Consider the following 15,583-nt stretch of genomic DNA (forward strand, 5'->3'; position numbering starts at 1 on the left):
GCACCGATTGTCGCCGGTCAGGGGGCGATCGGACGACGCGCCCCACCCTGGACGCCCGCGGATGTTCCGGCCGATGACGGGTGTGCGGTGCGGCTCAGCCCCGCAGGGGTTCCGCCAGCCGTCCCAGCAGTCCGGCCACCAGGGCGGTCTGCGCGGGCACGGTGTCCGGGTAGATGAACTCGCCCTGGGCATGCGCCCCGTCGCCGACCGCGCCCATGCCGCACAGCACCGGCAGCCCGAGCGCGGCGACGAAGTTGGCGTCGCTGGCCCCGCCGACGGCGGTGTCGGGCAGATGGTCGCGGCCCTGGTCACGGGCGACCTCCCGGGCGAGGTCGAGCAGCGGGGCTGAGGCCGCGTTGAGGGTCATCGGGGGCCGGTTCCAGGCGTGGTCGATGTCGATGCGGACGCGCGGGTCACTCACCCTGATGGCGTCCAACTCCTCGTCCACCCGGGCCTGCTCGGCCGCGCTGCTGACCCGGATGTCGACCCCGGCGGTGGCCTGCCCGGCGACGACGTTGATGGCCGAACCGCCCTTGATCAGACCGGTGTTGATCGTCGTGCCCTTGTCGGGCGCGGCGACCTTCGCGGCGGCGACCACGAACTCGGACAGCGCGGTGATCGCACTCGCCCCGTCCTGCGGCGCCAGCCCGGCGTGCGATTCGACACCGGCGGCGGTGACGTGGAAGATCCCGGTGCCCTTGCGGGCGGTCTTCACCGCGCCGTGGGCACTCGGCTCAAGGACCAGCGTGACGTCGGCCTTCTGCGCGACCTCCTCGATCACCGGCCGCGAGGACAGGGAGCCGATCTCCTCGTCACCGTTGAAGAGAAAGGTGACGGTGGGCAGCGGCACACCGCCCTCCCGGGCCAGCTTCAGCGCCCAGATCCCTTGTGCGAGACCGGTCTTCATGTCGAAGATGCCGGGCCCGCTGAGCCTCTCCCGCCCGTCCTCGCCCACCGCCGGCTGCTCCCATCCGGCGAGGGTCCCGGTCGGCCATACGGTGTCGTAGTGCCCGACGAGCGCGACATGCCCGGCGCCGGTGCCGCCGTAGGTCAGGGTGAGGGTGTCACCGCACTCGCCCCCGGGGTGACGCTCCTCGCGGTCGGGCAGGCCGAGCCGCTGGACGGTCAGCCCGCGCAGCAGGTCCAGGCCGCTCGCGAGGCCGGGAAGGTCGTAGATGCCGGTCTCGTGGCGGACGAGGGTCAGGATGTCCTCGACGATCTGCGACGTGACGTCCTGGGCGCGGGTGGTAAGGGGGGCGGGTGCGGGTGATGCGGTCATGATCTGCTTTCTCGTACGGCCGGACGGACGGGGTCGCTCGGGAGGTGGTCAGCTGATGCCGAGCGGGATGCCCAGCAGGTACCAGGCCACGAAGAACGCGACCCAGACGACCCACACGACGGCGGCGATCGGGATCGTGAAGGAGGCGAGGGTGCCGATTCCGGCGGACTTGCGGTACTGCTGGATGAAGCCCAGGGCCATGACGAAGTAGGGGCTCATCGGGGTGACGCAGTTGGTGACCGAGTCGGCGACGCGGTAGACGGCCTGGGTGGTCTCGGGCTCGATGCCGATGAGCATCAGCATGGGGACGAGAACCGGTGCGGCCAGGGCCCACAGGGCGGAGCCGCTGGTGATGACGAGGTTCATGAAGGTGATCAGTACGGCGATGCCGACGAGCACGGTCCAGCCGTGCAGGTGCAGGTCGCGCAGGGTCTCGGCGCCCTTGATGGCAAGGATGTTGCCGATGTTCGTCCACTTGAAGTAGGCGAGGAACTGGGCGATCGCGAAGAACAGGACGAGGATCGGCGCCATCGAGCGGGTGCCGTCCACCATCGCGCCGATGCTGTCGCGGGCCGCGGTGAACGTGCCGGTCATCCGGCCGTAGACGGTGCCGAGCACCGCGAAGAACACGCCGAGGACGAGTGCCATGCCGCCGATCAGCGGGGAGTTGACGATGCCGCCGCCCTCGCCGCGCAGGGGTGAGGACGAGGGGATCATGGCCGCTGCGAGGAACGCGAGGAAGCCGACGGCGACCAGTCCGGTCGTGCGCAGGGCGCGCCGCTGCTGGTCGGTGACCTCGATCTCGGCCAGCTCTTCGGCGCCCAGCGCGGCGACCGGCTCGTCGGGTTCCAGGTCGGAGCGGCGGGCGAGGACCTTGTCGACGACGAGGGTGATCACCAGCGCGACCAGGACGGACGAGCCGAGGCCGAAGAAGTAGTTGGCGACCGGGGTGACGACGTAGTGCGCGTCGATGGTGTGGGCGGCGGCTGTGGAGATCCCGGACAGCAGGACGTCGGTGGTGGTGAGCGACGGGGAGGCGTCGTACCCCGCGGCGATCGAGACGTAGGCGACGACACAGCCGAGGACGGGGCTGCGGCCGGCCGCGCGGAAGACCAGGGCGCCGAGCGGGATGAGGGTGACGTAGGCGGCGTCGCCGGCGACATGGCTGACCATGGCCGTCATCGACAGGGCGAAGGTGAGGTACTTGCCCGGGACGCGCGCGACCATGCGGCGCAGCAGGGCGGAGAACAGTCCGCTCTTCTCGGCGACGGCGATGCCGAACATCACGGTGAGAATGGTGGCCAGTGGCGGGAAGGCCGCGTAGTTGTCGACGGCTCCCTCGACGGCCAGGGTGAGGCCGTCCTTGCTGAGCAGGTTCTGCACCTTGATGGTCTCGTGCGTGCCGGGGTGCACGGCGCTGAGGCCGGTCGCCGCCAGGACGGCGCTGAGGACGGCGACGATCCCCGCGAGGATCCAGAAGAGCCAGAAGGGGTTGGGGAGTTTGTTGCCGACCTTCTCGATCGCCGTCAGGCCCCGGAAGGCGGTCCGCAGGACTCTCGACCGGGGCTCGGTGGACGGGGGCTGAGGTTGAGCGGAGGTGACACTCATCGGTACCTCTTGGCGCAATGGGGGGATGTTCCTGCGAACAATGGCATCCAGGTGAGAGATTCTCTATATCTTAGAAGTAACAGTGGGATTAAACAGCACCTTAGAGTGAGGCCCTATGACCCGTCCTCTCCTCGACGAGCTCGACCGGCGCCTCATCGGCGCGCTGCACCTGGCGCCCCGGGCCACCTGGGACGACATCGGCGAGATCCTGGCCGCCGACGCCAGTACGCTCAAACGCCGTTACGACCGCTTGCACGAGGCACGCATGGTGCGCGTGATCGGGCAGGCCGACTGGGGCGTCCACTCCACGGCGATGCCCGTCCACGTCTTCCTGGACATCACCGGCGAGAGCCCCCTCGCGGTCCTGCACCGGCTCCGTGACCTGCCCCATCTCCAGTTGCTGGCGCAGATCTCGGGCGACTACCCGCTCTACGCCGTCGTGCACGCCCCGTCCGAGGCGGCGACCAGCGAGGCGATCGACCGGATGTTCTCCGTGCCCGGTGTCCGGCGCGTCAACGCCCTGCCCGCACTCAGCACGCTGCGTCGGGGCATCACCTGGGACCCGCAGTTCCTCGCCGACACCGAGCGCGCCGACCTGCTGAAGCTGACCGGCTCCCGTCCCGAGGGCACGGCGACCGCGACACCCCCGGCGAAGCCGCTCAGCGAGGCCGAGCGCGGTGTCGGGGCCCAGCTGCTCCGGGACGGCCGCGCGTCCGCCGCGAGCATCGCCCGCACCGCCGACCTCGCCACCTCCACCGCGCACCGGGTGGTCCGCCGGGTCCTGGACGAGGGCTGGGTCAAGCCGCGGCTGGAGGTCGTGTCGGAGTGGCTGGGCTTCCAGACCGCGTTCATCCTCCGGCTGCGGGTGGCGCCGGGTGCGACCCCCGACGTCATGCGCCGCATCGACCGGTTGCCCCAGACCCGGCTCGCCGCGCACGTCGCCAGCGACATGTCCGTGCTCGCCACCGGCCTGGTCACCGACCGCGCCGCGCTGGCGCTCTTCGTCGACGACGAACTGGCAACGATCCCTGGCCTCTTGGGCGTCAGCGTCGCCGTGATGCTCGCCGAACCCCGCCGCTACTGGCTGGACCGCGACCTCACCACCGGCCTCGGCACGTTCCACGCACCCACACTGCTGTGAGCAGGAGGCGGGCGCCCCGGCACCGAAGTGCCGGCGCGCCCGCCGCCTCAACTCGCAAGCCCCGTACGGTCAGCCGGTGCCGAAGGCTCCCGTGCTGTACGCGCACTCCGTGTAGATGTAGCCCGACCTGAGCTTCGCCGTGTCCGAGGCCGGCGTCGCGGTGGAACTGTCAGGCCGGTGCACGAAGTACGTCGTCCCGGTCGGCAGACTGATCGTCTTCTGCGGGTAGTTCTTGCCGGAGCTGCACGGCTTGAACCCCTTGAGCAGGGTCGTGGTGAGGGAGTACGACGTGCAGCTCCCGCAGCCCTTCAGCGTGAAGCTGCCGGTCACCGGCCCGGTGTACAGGACCGTGATGTCGTCCGGGCTGTCGTTCTTGACCGTGACGGAGATGCTGCCGCCGGACGCGGTCGTGGGCAGATTCTTGCCGGCGGCCGGAACCGTCTTCGCCACCTCGGCGGCGATCGCGATCTTCTTGGCCCGGGCCCGGTTCTTGTCGTGCGTGTTGTTCTTCACGAAGTCGTTCATCGTGGTGAGCGCCGAGTCGAAGTCGCCGTCCTTGTACTGGAAGACGCCGCACTGATAGGCACCGGAGTCGGCGTGGGTGCTCGCCTGTTGCGCGTCCGCGCTCAACGCGTCGGCCACACCCGCCTGGCCGCCTTGCAGGCTCCCGATCTGGCTGGAGAGGCTCTCCAACTCCTGCACGGCCGTGCAGGGTTGGCTGCCGGTGACGCCCTTCACCCCCGTGGCGACGGCCGACTTGACGGCGGGCTCGACCTGACCCGCCTGGGACGACTGCGGGAACGTGGCCAGCAGATCGCCGAAGTTCGTCGACCAGTCCGCGCGTTGGGCGGCAAGACCGGTGGAGCCGCACTCGTACAGGGAGGTGGCCAGCCGGTCGTCCGGCCAGGTGGTGAGCGTGCCCAGTTCCTTCTTGGCGATGGTGCCGGGGACGGTCCGCAGATACTTCAACTGGGGTATCGCGTCACAGTAGTTCTTCTGCGCGTAGGCGCCGGCGACCGTCGTGTAGAACGTCTTCAGCCGGTCGGGCACGCGCTTGGCGGCCCGTGAACCGGAGTGGGCGGTGCTGAGGTCGTCGTAGGCGACCAGCGACTGCCGGTAGTGGGGTTCGGCCGCCGAGAACGGCAACCTCCCCGAGTCCGCGACGAGTTGGTCGGCCGTCTCCAGCCGGTCGAGGAGCATCTGCTGGGTCGCCTCGTCGCGGGCGTTGCCGTAGAGGACGACTCCCCCGGCGGGTACGGCGAGCAGGACCAGGCCGAGCACGACCGCGACCGGTGTGGGCGAGGGCCAGGCGAGGCGGGTGCGCAGGCCCACCAACGCGCCGTGGACGGCGGCGAGTACGAGGAACACGACATACAGGGTGACGGCGGCGCCCGGGACGCCGTCCGGGTCGGCGGGCAGGGCCACCAGCAGCAGCACGACGGTCGCGACCCAGCACACGGCCATGAGCAGCCAGCGGCGCATCAGCGCGTAACCGAGCCCGAGACCACTGAGGTTGAGGAGGCCGACCGCGACGGATCTGAGTCGGTCCGGCGGGCCGGGGGGTGGAGACGACGGCATCGGTGGCACGACGAACCCCTGGACAGACCCGTACTGATCCCCGGACATGATTCTCCCCCCGCTCAACAATGCCCCCGTTGCCGTGACTTGTCAGTGTACGGTCGGGTTCACCGCCAGGACAGTGGGGTCCTCGTGGTCCCTCCACCGCGCAGCACGCGGGAGAGTCCGAGCGCCGCCGTCCGTACGGCCGGGGCGAGTTGGGCGGGCCGGAAGCGGGTGCGGGGTACGGCGACCGAGAGGGCGGCGACCGCGGTGTCGCCGGCGAACACCGGGGCCGCGATGCAGCTCACCTCCAACGCGGCCTCCTGTTCCTCGTAGGAGAGGCCGGAGACCTGGATCTTCTCCAGGGTCATGCGCAGCCGGGCCGGGTCGGTGATCGAGTGCGGGGTGAGGCTCGGCAGCGGGCGGGACAGCACCTCCTCGGTCAACTCGGCGCCGGAGAAGGCGAGTAGGGCCTTGCCGACGGCCGTACAGGTCAGCGGCAGGCTGCCGCCGATGCGGGACGGGAGCCGCAGGGCCTCGTGGCCGTGGATGCGTTCGAGGTAGACCACCTCCATGCCGTCGCGGACGCCGAGGTGGATGGTCTCGCGGGTGGCCTCGAAGAGGTCCTGGAGGAAGGGCAGGGCCGTCTCGCGCAGATCGCGCCGGTGCGGCACCAGCGAGCCCAGCTCGAACAGCTTCGCGCCGAGCAGGTAGCGGGGGCCCGAGCGCTCCAGCCAGCCCAGCCGGACGAGGTCGGCGGCCAGCCGGTGGACCGTGGGCTTGGGCAGTCCGGTGTGCTCCGAAAGTTCCGACAGGCGGTACGGTCCGCCGCTCGGACTGAAGCAGTCCAGGATGAGCGCGGCTTTCTCCAGCATGCTGCCGCTCGCGTTGTTCCGTGTCACGGAACAAACATTGTCCCTTCGCAGGGATGCTGTCTATACCGATGGGGTGTACCCGCACCGCTCTCCCAGGAGGTAACCCGTGCCCACCGAGTCCAACGGCGCCCGCGCGGACGCCGTGTCCCCGGCCGTCGTCAAGGCCGCCGACCTTCTGGCGGAGGCCACCCGCACCGGGGTCGCCTGCCCGCCGGTGCGCGACCTGCTCGACGGCGGCGGCCTGGAGACCGCCTACGCCGTGCAGCAGCTGAACGTCCGGCGCGGTGTGGACGCCGGCCGCCGCGTCGTCGGCCGCAAGATCGGCCTGACCTCCCCCGCCGTGCAGCGTCAACTCGGCGTGGACCAGCCGGACTTCGGCGCCCTGTTCGCGGACATGGCGGTGCCGGACGGCGGCGAGGTACCCCTGGGCCGGCTGCTGCAGCCGAAGGTGGAGGCCGAGGTCGCGCTGGTCCTCGGCCGGGACCTGCCGGAGCGCGAGTGCACGGTCGTCGACGTGCTGCGCGCGGTGGACTTCGCGCTGCCCGCGCTGGAGATCGTCGACAGCCGGGTGCGGAACTGGGACATCTCCCTCGCCGACACCGTCGCCGACAACGCCTCCTGCGGTCTGTACGTGCTGGGCGCCACGCCCGTACCGCTGACCGCCGTGGACCTGCGCACGGTCACGATGGCCATGACCCGGGGCGGCGAGACCGTCTCCGAGGGCACCGGCGCCGACTGTCTCGGCAGCCCCCTCACCGCCGCCGTCTGGCTGGCCTCCGCCCTCGCCGAGCGGGGCGACCCGCTGCGCGCGGGCGACCTCGTGCTGACCGGCGCCCTGGGCCCGATGACCCCGGCCGCCCCGGGCGACACCTTCGAGGCCCACATCTCGGACCTGGGCTCCGTACGGGTCCGCTTCGCAGCGGAAGCCACGGAAGGGGACGGCAAGTGACCACGAAGGTCGCCATCATCGGCTCCGGCAACATAGGCACCGACCTCCTGATCAAGGTCCTGCGCCTCTCCGAGACCCTGGAGATCGCCGCCCTGGCCGGCATCGACCCGGACTCCGACGGCCTGGCCCGCGCCCGCCGCCTGAAGGTCGCCACCACCCACGAGGGTGTCGAAGGCCTGGTCGCCCTGGACGAGTTCGCCGACGTCGACATCGTCTTCGACGCCACCTCGGCCGGCGCCCACCGCCACCACGAAGACGTCCTACGGCCCCTCGGCCGCACCCTCGTCGACCTCACCCCGGCCGCCCTCGGCCCGTACGTCGTCCCTCCGGTCAACGGCGACGCCCACCACGACGCCCCGAACGTCAACATGGTCACCTGCGGCGGCCAGGCCACGATCCCGATCGTCGCCGCGGTGGGCGCGGTCTCCCCGGTCCACTACGGCGAGATCGTCGCGTCCATCGCCTCGCGCTCGGCGGGCCCGGGCACCCGCGCGAACATCGACGAGTTCACCGAGACCACGTCCTCCGCCGTCGAGAAGGTCGGCGGCGCGGCGCGCGGCAAGGCGATCATCGTCCTCAACCCGGCCGAACCCCCGCTGATCATGCGGGACACCGTGCACTGCCTGGTCTCCGACTGCGCGACCGAGGCGGTCACCGCGTCCGTCGAGGAGATGGTCGGCCGCGTCCAGGCGTACGTGCCCGGTTACCGGCTCAAGCAGGAGGTGCAGTACGACAAGGTGGCCGCCGACGACCCGCTGCGCACCCTCGCGCCGGGCGCGGGCGAGTTGCTGAAGGTGTCGGTGTTCCTGGAGGTCGAGGGCGCCGCCCACTATCTCCCCGCCTACGCCGGAAACCTCGACATCATGACGTCGGCCGCGCTGCGTACCGCGGAACGGATCGCCGCCCACACCGGCAAGGAGGCAGCCAAGTGACCCCCTCCCTCTACGTCCAGGACGTCACACTGCGGGACGGCATGCACGCCGTACGGCACCGCTACACCGTCGGCCAGGCCCGCGCGATCGCCGCCGCCCTCGACAGCGCCGGAGTGGCGGCGATCGAGATCGCGCACGGCGATGGACTGTCCGGCTCCAGCATCAACTACGGCGTCGGCGCCCACACCGACTGGGAGTGGATCGAGGCCGTCACCGACGCCGTACAACAGGCCGTCCCCACCACCCTGTTGCTGCCCGGCATCGGAACCGTCCACGACCTCAGGCAGGCCCACGCGCTGGGCATCCGCTCGGTGCGGGTCGCCACGCACTGCACCGAGGCCGACATCTCCGCCCAACACATCGCGGCGGCACGGGAGTTGGGCATGGACGTGGCCGGGTTCCTGATGATGTCCCACATGGCCGGGCCCGCCGAACTCGCCCGCCACGCCAAGCTGATGGAGTCCTACGGCGCGCACTGCGTCTATGTCACCGACTCCGGCGGCCGGTTGACGATGGACGGGGTCCGGGACCGCTTCCGCGCGTACCGCGAAGTCCTCGCCCCGGAGACCGAGTTGGGCATCCACGCACACCACAACCTCGCGCTGGGCGTGGCCAACACGGTCGTCGCGGTCGAGGGCGGCGCGATCCGCGTCGACGCCTCCCTCGCGGGCCAGGGCGCGGGTGCGGGCAACTGTCCGCTGGAGGCGTTCGTCGCGGTCGCCGACCTGATGGGCTGGAAGCACGGCTGCGACCTGTTCCCGCTCATGGACGCGGCCGACGATCTCGTACGACCGCTGCAGGACCGCGAGGTACGGGTGGACCGCGAGACCCTCAGCCTGGGCTACGCGGGTGTGTACTCCAGCTTCCTGCGCCACGCCGAGACGGCGGCCGCGCGCTACGGCCTCGACACGCGCAGCATCCTGGTCGAGGCCGGGCGGCGGGCGATGGTCGGCGGCCAGGAGGACATGATCACCGACATCGCGCTGGACCTCGTCGCACGTACGGCGGGCTGACCCGGGTCAGGGGGCGATGTCCATGCTCTGCGTGCCGATGACCGACAGCAGCCGCAGGGCGCTCTCGGACGGCGAGCCGGGGACGGTCGTGTAGATCACGACCCGCTGGTCGCGGTCGGCGATGTCGAGGACGTCGCAGTTGACGGTGACCGGGCCGACCATCGGGTGCTGGAAGGTCTTGCGGAAGGTGGGCGCGGTGGCCACGTCGTGGGAGTCCCACAGCTCGGTGAACTCCTCGCTTCCGGCGAGGAGTTCGGCAACCAGCTCGGTCAGCTCCGGGTCGTCGGGGTAGCGGGCGGCGGCGGCACGCAGGTCCTGGGCGGCGCGGCGCGCGAACTCGTCCGCGTCCGAGACCCCGTACAGCCGTCGCCCCTCCGGGTGCGGCCCGAGGAAGACCCGGCGCAGCAGGTTGCGGTCGCGTCGTGGCACGGCCGAGAAGTCCTCCATGAGGGCGGCGGCCAGGTCGTTCCAGGCGATCACCTCGTGCGTCGCGGAGACCACGATCGCGGCGGCCTGCGGAAGCCGGTGCAGCAGATCGAGGATGCTCTGCCGCACCTCGCGCGAGGGTCCGGGCGGCGGGCCCGGCGGTACGCCCGCCAGGTGGTGGAGGTGGTCGCGCTCGGCGTCCGTCAGGCGCAGGGCGCGGGCCAGCCCGGCCAGTACCTCGCGCGACGGATGCGGGCCGCGGGCCTGCTCCAGCCGGGTGTAGTACTCGGTCGAGATGAACGCCAGCTGCGCCGTCTCCTCGCGGCGCAGCCCCGGGGTACGGCGGCGCGGCCCTGCGGGCAGCCCCACCTCGGCGGGGGTGATCCGCTCACGCCTGCTGCGCAGGAAGTCGGCCAGTTCTCGTCGGTCCACTCCCCCAGTGTGTACGCGCGTCGGCGGGTCAGCCAGGTACTGCCGGTGCCTGGATCAGCCCTGCGGACCGGCGCAGGGTCGCTGCCATGACCAACACACCCACTCATCCCTCCCTCGGCCTGCTGTCCGGCAAGGTCGCCTTCGTCACCGGCGCCGGACGCGGCATCGGCGCGGCGGCAGCAAGGCTGTTCGCCCGGGAAGGCGCCCAGGTACTGCTCGCGGCCCGAACGGAGGCCCAGCTGAAGGCAGTTACCGAGGAGATCCGCGAGGTCGGCGGCACCGCGGACTACGTCGTGTGCGACCTGGCCGACGCGGCCAGTGTGCGCGCGGCCGTCGACCGGACCGTCGAACTGTACGGCCGGCTCGACGTGGCCTTCAACAACGGCGCGACGATCCAACGCCCGGGCCCGATGGACGAGTTGCCGGAGAGCGACTTCGACCACGTCTACGACGTGAACCTCAAGGGCGTCTGGCTCGCCATGGTCGCCCAGGTCGCCGCGATCCGGGCGACCGCGGGAACCGGCGCCATCGTCAACAACTCCTCCGTCGGCAGCCTGATGGGCAACCCCGAACTGCCCGCCTACGGCGCGATGAAGCGCGCGGTCAACAGCCTCACCGAGTCGGCCGCCGTCACGTACGGCCCGGAAGGCATCCGGGTCAACGCGATCGCCCCTGGCGGCACGCTGACCGAGATGATCCGGACCTGGGAAGCGGACTCTCCCGGTCTCCTGGAACGCATCACGCACACTCCGCTGGGGCGCATGGCCGACCCCGACGAGATCGCCCAGGCCGCGGCCTGGCTGCTCAGCGACCGTGCCTCCTTCGTGACCGGCACGGTCCTGCGGGTCGACGGCGGCGCGCGGGCCTGAGAGTCCGTCGCCGCTAGACGGCGGGCTCCCGGCGATTGTGGCGGCGGATGACCAGCCACGTTATCCAGCCGATGCCGATGATGAACCCGAAGCTGATGATCCGGTAGAGCACGACCGTGGCGATGGCGGTGCTGGTCGCGACGCCGCCCGTGACCAGCCCGAGGATCAGCGCGCTGTCGATGAGGCCGAGACCGCCCGGGATGATCGTGAGGGTCCCGGCGGCCATGCCCGCGCAGAAGGCGAGCAGCAGTTGGGCGCTGCTGATCTGCGTGTCGCTGATGGCGTGGAAGCACAGCCACAGACAGCCTGCGTCCAGCAGCCAGTTGAGCACGGCGAAGACGGCGGCTGCGACGGCGTGCCAGGGTTCGAGCCGGGCAGTACGGAGCTGCTCGACGAAGCCGCGGATGCGGTCGAGGCCCTGGGTCTCGGGAAGGTGCCGCAGCCGGTTGACCCTGGCCAGCGCGGCGCGGGTGGCCGGTTCGACCTTCTCGGGGTGGCGGGTCATGCGCCGGATGCCGACCGTGAGCAGCAGCACGGCCAGGCCGAGGGTGACGAGGCTGTGCCACTGCAGCCTTCCGTCAGAGGCGATCGCGGAGATCGCGGTGACGACGGCGAGGGCCGCCGCGGAGAGCAGGCCGGACAGCGCGATGCACCAGGAGGCGACGGCGGGCGTGGCTCCGAAGCGGCGCATCTGCTGGTAGTTGAAGTGCGTGGAGAAGGCCGGCCCGCCGGGCAGGGTGACGCTCAGCGAGTGGGCCGCGTACGCGAGGGCGACGTGCCGTTGGATCGGCACGATCACCCCGGCCGAGCGCAGCAGTCGGCGCTGCATGCGCGCGTAGCAGCCCATGGCGGCCACTTCGGCGACGAGCGCGACGGCGAACCAGTTCAGCCGGGGCGCGCGCAGCTGTGACAGCGCGGCGGCCAACGACGGCCATCCCAGCACCAGTTCGGTGGTGAACAGCGCGAGCAGGACCGTGATCACCGCCGGGCGCAGCCAGCGTCGGGTGCGATGCGGGGCCGCGTCGGCCGGTTCGGTGGCGGTGGTGTCCGGAGCGTGCACAGGCAGGACCGTCGATTTCGTGAAGTGAGCTTCAGCCGTCGGCGATGCCGGCACCGCTCAGTGCGGGGACGGCGTTCTCCGAGCGGACGAGGGAGCGGGCGCCGAGGCGGAACTGTGCCAGTTTATCCACGATGGTCCGACCGACCGGCGTGCGCCCCCGGCTGATGCCACTTACCGGGCCATCTCTCGCTTCCTCGTCTTCGGGATGTCGACCAACGGGCGTTGCACGTCGAGCAGTTCACCGCATTCATGGCATGCCGCGGAAGGGTGCCCGGGGCGTTCAGACGGACTCGGCGTGCTCCTGCTCTTGGCCGGTCTCCGTCTCCTTCGACTCGGGCTCGTTGGTGGCTCGGCGGCCCGGCAGCACCGCGAGGACGATCAACGTGCCGGCGGCCATGATGATGCCGCCCACCAGGCTGGTCCGGGCGACACCGTGGGCGAAGGCCTCGTGCACGGCGTCGACCAGGGCCTGCGCCTGCTGCGGTCCCGCGGAGGGCGTCTTCGCGATCTGCTGGGCGACCGCCAGGCCGCCGCCGACCGAGTCCTTCGCGGTGTCCACCGCGGCGGCGGGAAGGTGCCCGCCGACCAGGTCCGTCAGCTTGTCCTTGTAGGTGGTGCCCAGCAGCGAACCGAGGATGGCGATGCCCAGAGAGCCGCCCAGTTCCAGCGCGGTGTCGTTGGCGCCGCCGCCGACACCCAGCTCGTTCTCCGGGAACGAGCCCATGATCGTGTCCGTGGCCGGGGAGACGCTCAGCCCGATCGCGAAGCCCAACAGCATCATCGTCGGCAGGAAGTCGCCGTAGGTGGAGGCCTTGTCGACCTGGGTGAGCAGGAGGACGCCGACGGTGCCGAGCACCATGCCGGTCCCGACCATCGGCTTCATGCCCAGCTTGGGAGTCAGCCGCCCGGTGACCGCGGCGCCGAGGAACACGGCACCGGCCAGCGGCAGCAGTCGTACGCCCGTCTCCAACGCGTCGTAGCCGAGGACGAATTGGAGGAACTGCGTGGCGTAGTAGATCGCACCGAACGTGCCGAAGAAGAAGAACAGCACCGCCGTCATCGAGCCGCTGAAGGATCGCTGCGCGAACTTGCGGACGTCGAGCATGGGGTGCGGGTGGCGCAACTCCCAGGCCACGAAGGCGGGTAGACCGATGGCGGCCACGACGGCCGCGGTGACCGGACCCGTGCCCCAGCCGAAGTGCGGGCCCTCGATGATCGCGTAGACCAGGCTGCCGACCGAGACGATCGAGAGCAGCCCGCCCACGTAGTCGATACGGCCCATCGCCTCCGCCTTGGACGGCGGTACGAGGACGAGCGCGCCGGCGACCGCGACGAGCGCGATGGGCACGTTGATCAGGAACGTGGAGCCCCAGGCGTGGTCCTCCAGCAACCAGCCCGCGACCAGCGGACCGACGGCGATGGCGAGGCCCGAGGTCGCGGTCCAGGCCGTGATGGCCCGCGCCCGCTCGTGCTTCGGGAAGATCGCGACCAGCAGGGACAGCGTGGCCGGCATGACCACCGCCGCGCCCACGCCCATGACCGCGCGGGCCGCGATGACCAGCCCGGTCTCGTGGACCAGGCTGCCCATCACCGATCCGGCGGCGAAGACCACCAGGCCGGTGAGGAGCGCGCCGCGACGGCTGTACTTGTCGCCGATCGCCCCCAGCACGAGCATCAGCGCGGCGTACGGGACGGTGTAGCCGTCGATGACCCACTGCAGATCACTGCTGCTCAGGCCCAGGTCCGTGGTCATGTCGGGGGCGGCCACGATCAGCGAGGTGTTCGCCATGACCACGATCAGCAGGCTCAGACAGAGCACGATCAGGGCGGACCAGCGCCTCGCGTAGGGCCCGGTCGTCTTGTCGACGGGTGTGGTGGCGAAGAGCGGCATCGGAGACTCCTTGACGACATTAATTGCTCACTGATGTGCAGGTTATTTTATTGCTCAGCGATGTGCAACTATGCCGAGACGAACCAGCCCCGCCAGGAGGTGTCGACGTGACCGGCCGCAGCAGCGCCAAGGCGCGCGCCACCCGCGCCCGCATCCTGGAAGCGGCCCGGCGAAAACTGGGCCGCGAACCCGACAGCAGCCTCGGGGAGATCGCGGAGGCGGCCGGCGTCGCGCGGCGCACCCTGTACGAGCACTTCGCCGGACGGGCCGCGCTCGTCGAGGGCCTCGCGGCGGACATCGGGGAGGCGGTACGGCGTGCGAGTGCCGTCGCCCGGGCGCCGGCACCGGACGCCGTGACCGCGCTGGCCCACTTCGTCCTCACGCTCTGGCCGGTCGGCGACCGCTACCGCACGCTCATCGCCCTCGCCCACCGCGACCTCGGCCCCGACCGGATCGACGCGCTGCTCGGCCCGGCCCGTGACACGGTCACCGGGATCCTCGCCGACGGTCAGCGGCAGGGCGTCTTCCACACCGCGGTCCCGCCGGGCCCGCTCGGCAGAGCCCTTGAGGCACACCTGCTGGCGCTGCTGGACAGCGTCAACTCCGGCCTCTGGACCGACGACGGCACTGCCGCCGCCACCGCTGCCCTGATCGCCGTAGGCGTCGCACCCGACCTCGCGGCCGCCACGGTTCACCACCTGCGACCGTCCCGTTGAATCCCGTTGAAGGAGACCCATGCACCCGTACGACTACGCCGACACCACGTTCGCCGCGTACGAGCCCGGTGACGCGCCCCCGCCCCGGAGGAGCCCCCGACAGGTCGTCATCGCCGTCGGCGCACTGCTCGCGCTGATCCTCGTACCCATCGCTGTCGACCGCTTCGCGACGGCGCGGGTGGAGTCCCGTACGGCCAAGGCGTTCCAGGAGGGCATGCACACGCCCTCGACGCCGGAGGTGCATGTGCGGGGCTTCCCCGTGCTGACGCAGTTGGCCGCCGGCACCCTGCGGCACGTGGACATCACCGCGCACGGCATACCGGCGAGCGACACCACCGGCCCACTGCCGGTGAGTGAACTCTCCCTCCGGCTGACTGAGTTGAGGAAATCCGACGACGACACGGAGGCACTGGCCCGCTCGGCGGAGGCGACCGCCCTGTTGTCCTACGCGGACGTGTCCGATGCCCTGGGGCTGGAGATCTCCCGGGGCACCCGTCCCGGCCAGGTCCGCGCGAGCGTCCTCCTGCCCACCGGCGACGACGTCACCGTGGCGGCGACCGTCTCGGTGCTGTCCGGCAACCGCATCGCCTTCAAGGACTTCCAGGTCACGGGCGGTCCGCTCCCCGAGGTGGGGCGACTCGCGCTCGGCAAGGTCTTCGAGCAGCCGATCCGGCTGCGGAACATTCCTCAGGGCCTGCGCCTGCGCTCGGTCACCACGACGGAGAGCGGGCTGATCGCCCGCCTGTCGGGCCAGTCGGTCACCTTCCGGTCCGCCGACGGCTCGCGGGGCGATTCGGCGGAGGGCGGCTCGTCGTACGGCGACGCCTGAGCC

General features: G+C 71.1%; 14 protein-coding genes and 1 pseudogene. 7 read left to right on the top strand and 8 right to left on the bottom strand.

The window, feature by feature from the left end:
* Positions 1–94: 94 nt before the first annotated feature.
* Entirely contained in the window at positions 95–1,279 is a 1,185-nt protein-coding gene (locus tag ACGFY9_RS28795; protein ID WP_393758867.1) for a M20 family metallopeptidase, read from the bottom strand.
* A 48-nt stretch (positions 1,280–1,327) separates the two neighbouring features.
* Entirely contained in the window at positions 1,328–2,887 is a 1,560-nt protein-coding gene (locus ACGFY9_RS28800; protein WP_393758869.1) for an AbgT family transporter, read from the bottom strand.
* Between the two features lie 115 nt (positions 2,888–3,002).
* On the opposite strand from ACGFY9_RS28800, the gene ACGFY9_RS28805 reads away from it, so the two are divergent.
* Positions 3,003–4,028 carry an Lrp/AsnC family transcriptional regulator gene (locus tag ACGFY9_RS28805; RefSeq protein ID WP_393758871.1) on the top strand — a complete coding sequence of 342 codons (1,026 nt, stop codon included), beginning with the start codon at positions 3,003–3,005 and terminating at the stop codon, positions 4,026–4,028.
* Positions 4,029–4,097: 69 nt separating this feature from the next.
* On the opposite strand, the gene ACGFY9_RS28810 is transcribed toward ACGFY9_RS28805, so the two are convergent.
* Together ACGFY9_RS28810 and ACGFY9_RS28815 are read right to left on the bottom strand one after the other, a co-directional pair.
* Positions 4,098–5,654 (bottom strand): hypothetical protein, encoded by a 1,557-nt coding sequence (locus tag ACGFY9_RS28810; RefSeq protein WP_393758873.1) that lies wholly within the window; start codon positions 5,652–5,654, stop codon positions 4,098–4,100.
* Between the two features lie 59 nt (positions 5,655–5,713).
* Positions 5,714–6,463: an IclR family transcriptional regulator gene (locus ACGFY9_RS28815; protein ID WP_393759060.1), complete on the bottom strand. Its 750-nt coding sequence runs from the start codon at positions 6,461–6,463 to the stop codon at positions 5,714–5,716.
* A gap of 106 nt (positions 6,464–6,569) precedes the next feature.
* Here ACGFY9_RS28815 and mhpD point away from each other — a divergent pair, with 106 nt between their 5' ends.
* From mhpD to dmpG, 3 genes are read left to right on the top strand one after another with little or no spacing between them, the layout of a single operon-like run.
* A complete protein-coding gene (gene mhpD, locus ACGFY9_RS28820) occupies positions 6,570–7,412 on the top strand; it encodes a 2-keto-4-pentenoate hydratase (RefSeq protein WP_393758875.1) in 843 nt (280 codons plus the stop codon).
* The gene (locus ACGFY9_RS28825) at positions 7,409–8,344 is read left to right on the top strand and encodes an acetaldehyde dehydrogenase (acetylating) (RefSeq protein WP_393758877.1); all 936 of its coding nucleotides are present in this window, start codon (positions 7,409–7,411) and stop codon (positions 8,342–8,344) included. Before mhpD ends, ACGFY9_RS28825 begins: the two co-directional genes overlap by 4 nt.
* Positions 8,341–9,357 carry a 4-hydroxy-2-oxovalerate aldolase gene (gene dmpG, locus ACGFY9_RS28830; protein ID WP_393758879.1) on the top strand — a complete coding sequence of 339 codons (1,017 nt, stop codon included), beginning with the start codon at positions 8,341–8,343 and terminating at the stop codon, positions 9,355–9,357. Before ACGFY9_RS28825 ends, dmpG begins: the two co-directional genes overlap by 4 nt.
* A gap of 6 nt (positions 9,358–9,363) precedes the next feature.
* On the opposite strand, the gene ACGFY9_RS28835 is transcribed toward dmpG, so the two are convergent.
* Positions 9,364–10,215, bottom strand: a complete 852-nt coding sequence (locus tag ACGFY9_RS28835; protein WP_393758881.1) for a helix-turn-helix transcriptional regulator — start codon at positions 10,213–10,215, stop codon at positions 9,364–9,366.
* Positions 10,216–10,301: 86 nt separating this feature from the next.
* Here ACGFY9_RS28835 and ACGFY9_RS28840 point away from each other — a divergent pair, with 86 nt between their 5' ends.
* Complete coding sequence (locus tag ACGFY9_RS28840; protein WP_393758883.1) at positions 10,302–11,084, top strand: SDR family NAD(P)-dependent oxidoreductase; 783 nt, start codon at positions 10,302–10,304, stop codon at positions 11,082–11,084.
* 13 nt (positions 11,085–11,097) lie between these two features.
* Here ACGFY9_RS28840 and ACGFY9_RS28845 read toward each other — a convergent pair whose 3' ends face one another.
* From ACGFY9_RS28845 to ACGFY9_RS28855, 3 genes and pseudogenes are all read right to left on the bottom strand, one after another.
* Positions 11,098–12,144, bottom strand: coding sequence for a YbhN family protein (locus tag ACGFY9_RS28845; protein WP_393758885.1), 1,047 nt, complete (start codon positions 12,142–12,144; stop codon positions 11,098–11,100).
* Between the two features lie 31 nt (positions 12,145–12,175).
* Positions 12,176–12,301: pseudogene (locus ACGFY9_RS28850) on the bottom strand (extradiol ring-cleavage dioxygenase); the annotation flags it as partial.
* A gap of 123 nt (positions 12,302–12,424) precedes the next feature.
* On the bottom strand, positions 12,425–14,035 hold the full coding sequence (locus ACGFY9_RS28855) for an MFS transporter (RefSeq protein ID WP_393758887.1): 1,611 nt from the start codon (positions 14,033–14,035) through the stop codon (positions 12,425–12,427).
* 107 nt (positions 14,036–14,142) lie between these two features.
* Between ACGFY9_RS28855 and ACGFY9_RS28860 the strand changes: the two genes are divergently transcribed.
* Positions 14,143–14,751, top strand: a complete 609-nt coding sequence (locus tag ACGFY9_RS28860) for a TetR/AcrR family transcriptional regulator (protein ID WP_393758889.1) — start codon at positions 14,143–14,145, stop codon at positions 14,749–14,751.
* A gap of 19 nt (positions 14,752–14,770) precedes the next feature.
* On the top strand, positions 14,771–15,580 hold the full coding sequence (locus ACGFY9_RS28865; protein ID WP_393758891.1) for a DUF2993 domain-containing protein: 810 nt from the start codon (positions 14,771–14,773) through the stop codon (positions 15,578–15,580).
* The last annotated feature ends 3 nt before the right edge of the window (positions 15,581–15,583 follow it).

The organism is Streptomyces sp. NPDC048504 (assembly GCF_043200035.1).
In the GTDB taxonomy this organism is placed as follows: Bacteria; Actinomycetota; Actinomycetes; order Streptomycetales; family Streptomycetaceae; genus Streptomyces.